General features: G+C 54.5%; 2 protein-coding genes and 1 pseudogene. All 3 read left to right on the top strand.

Annotated elements, in window-relative coordinates:
• Positions 1-22: 22 nt before the first annotated feature.
• A pseudogene (locus tag C476_RS17770) lies at positions 23-319 on the top strand (ISH3 family transposase); the annotation flags it as partial.
• A 295-nt stretch (positions 320-614) separates the two neighbouring features.
• Positions 615-1949: an IS4-like element ISH32 family transposase gene (locus tag C476_RS07910; protein ID WP_049911659.1), complete on the top strand. Its 1335-nt coding sequence runs from the start codon at positions 615-617 to the stop codon at positions 1947-1949.
• Positions 1950-2229: 280 nt separating this feature from the next.
• Positions 2230-2415, top strand: a complete 186-nt coding sequence (locus C476_RS19125) for a hypothetical protein (RefSeq protein ID WP_008011667.1) — start codon at positions 2230-2232, stop codon at positions 2413-2415.
• Positions 2416-2968 lie beyond the last annotated feature (553 nt).

Raw genomic sequence — 2968 nt, 5'->3', positions numbered from 1 at the left:
CGTCTAGTGATTCAATGGAGCCGAAAAGAGCTACGAGAAGTTCCGTGAGGCGCGTGCAGTGACGACAACACCGTCAACGACAATTCGCCTCTTCTACGTGGGCGTCGGGTTCTTGTTAGAGCAGCTGTGGCTGGTGTTGCAGTGGGCCGTGCTCGCCCGGCCACGGCGTGGCGGGCGAGCACTCCCCGTTGAGTTCACGTTCGGAGATGCATTTCTCCACGGGATCGTCCGGGAGTTAGACAGAGACCTGAGATGGAAAGAGAAGCATCGAACGAACGGTACCGGATTACCAGTTGGATGTGATCACGGACTCGGCTAAGCCGCCTCGCTTCTGGCGAAGCGAGGTCGGCTACTAGCGTCAGCTATCTTTCTCGTCGTCAGAANTGGATGTGATCACGGACTCGGCTAAGCCGCCTCGCTTCTGGCGAAGCGAGGTCGGCTACTAGCGTCAGCTATCTTTCTCGTCGTCAGAACCTCTGCCAAAGTAGAAGTAATGCGACAGATCCCCATCTGTGTGCTGTCTCCTAGTCAGGTGACACACCATCCGTTCTAGTTTAGCAGAGTGTACCGTCGTCTGATTAGATATCGTTGTAACTACCAGTCAGAGAAATCCGGTGGATAGTGTGACTTACTCCCCACCGGATTCAGTGATTGTTGATCGGATTCAAAGAGCGTTTCCCTCCGATGAGTTGCGCGAGCGCGCTCGCGCAACGAATCTCGTCGAGCGTGAACGGAAATTCGACGCTGTTGCGCTGTTCTACACGCTTTCACTTGGCTTCGCTGCTGGGTCAGACCGATCTGTACAGGCTTTTCTCGAACGATTCGTCGAAATGTCCGACTGCGATGAACTCTCCTATGCAACCTTCCACGGGTGGTTCTCTCCACCGTTCGTTGCACTCCTTCGAGAGATTCTCGATGATGCCATCGAGAATCTCGATACCAGAAATGCCGACCTTAGCGGACGTCTCGAACGCTTTCGAGACGTCCTCATTGCCGATGGGAGCATTGTTTCTCTCTATCAAGACGCCGCGGATGTGTACGCTGCGACCGGTGACGATCAGGCCGGTCTGAAACTTCACCTAACAGAATCACTCTCAACTGGCCTTCCAACACGGTACCGAACAACTGACGCTAAAACCCAAGAACGGAGCCAGCTACCCACCGGCGAGTGGGTAGCTGGCGCACTTGTCTTGCTCGATCTCGGTTTCTACGACTTCTGGTTGTTCGACCGCATCGACCAGAATAACGGCTGGTTCGTCTCCCGTGTGAAAGACGACGCAAACTTCGAGATCGTCGAAGAGCTCCGGACGTGGCGGGGGAACAGTATCCCGCTCGAAGGAGAGTCGCTGCAGGTCGTCAAGGACGTCCTGCAGCGACAGGAAATCGATGTTCGCATCACCCTCTCGTTCGAGCGAAAGCGAGGGTCGTGCACCAGCACGACCCGAACGTTCCGACTGGTCGGTGTTTGGAACGAGGATACTGAAGAGTACCATCTCTATTTGACAAATCTCTCGAAAGACGACTATAGTGCGCCCGATATCGCACAGCTCTATCGGGCGCGCTGGGAAATAGAATTATTGTTCAAAGAACTGAAATCACGCTTCGGACTTGACGAAATCAACACGACCGATCCGTACATCATCGAAGCTCTGGTCATCATGGCCGCAATCTCACTGCTGATGAGCCGTGTTATCGTCGATGAACTCCGGAAACTGGACGTGAAACAACGGGAAAGCGCCGACGACGCCACAGCGTCGTCGCTGCAACTTCCTCGTCGACGATGTTCTCACGCTGTCGAACGCCATTCACACCTGATTCAGTTGTACGTGATGCTCGATTTAGGGTACGAACTTCCGGATTTAGATGAGTTGTTGCTGTGGGCTTCACGTGATCCAAATCCGCATCGACCGCGGTTACGTGAGCAGGTTGAGTCAGGCGAGTTCTGGTAACGAACTCGCCTGACGACCGGGGAAGCACCTGTGTCGATAGCGGCAGCGCTGGAACGGCGACGCACTCACGGCTGTGAGTGCGCCGCCTCGAAGGTATCACACGACAAATCAGCGACTGCCTGCTCCAGCGAACCCAGTCTCCTGATCTAATCCGCCTCAATTCGGTATAGTCTCCGCTGAGATCCTGCTTCACTCCGTCACTAAACTAGAACAGATGGGTGACACACTGATTCTACCTCACGTCTTGTCTATTTCCTCGGATCTATCCGTGGCGTGATTGATGCAGTGGACAACTAGCGACTGTACGGGAAACCGAATCGATCCAAGCGATTCAGCGGCGACACCCGGAGAACACGACCTCGAGAACGCTATCGACGACTTCCTCGAGTCGGGCAACAAGGCCGACAACTATCGCGATACCCTCAAGCGCTACACCGACCCCGAGCTTCCGTCGAAGAACAAATGACATGGCGACGGGAATCAGATATGGCCGATAGCATCGAGACAGCGATTCAAGAGGCCGGCGTCGACGATGATTTCGAGGGCCTGGACAACCGGCTTGAGGAATTCGACGAGGCGCCGTAGCCCATCTCGAGGAGATCATGATAGGCCGGCCACTCGTCGAGATCATGGCCGGCGTGTCGGAGGTCAGGTTCAATTTGCTTGTTCCAGAACGACCGGAGTTCGTCGAGGGATTTGTGCGACCAGCGGATTCGCTCGCTACCCATCGTCTCACCCACTCGAGAAGGCCGTTTGCTGCGGGTTGTGGGAATTCTAAGACACCCATTTTCGTAGCCGTCTGTCATTATGGCAGTGAGTAGGAACTATCGTGTACTCGGTTGTCGCCAGTGGACAACCAAAATACACCCTATAGCAGTGATAGTCAGATGAATTGGTGTAAAGTACATATTGGTATACAGATTTGCCGGCGTGGTGCTGCGAATACCCCAAAATCCGTGCACGAGATTCGCGTCTGTCGGTTGGAATCGGTCCAGAATACAGGCCGATCAAGGAATCAC

This window comes from Natrinema limicola JCM 13563 (assembly GCF_000337475.1).
Classification (GTDB): Archaea; Halobacteriota; Halobacteria; order Halobacteriales; family Natrialbaceae; genus Natrinema; species Natrinema limicola.
This window is presented reverse-complemented; position numbering and strand designations above follow the sequence as displayed.

Coding starts and splice junctions, on each gene's coding strand:
- C476_RS19125 (WP_008011667.1), top strand. CDS start 2,230: ATGCAGTGGACAACTAGCGACTGTACGGGAAACCGAATCGATCCAAGC.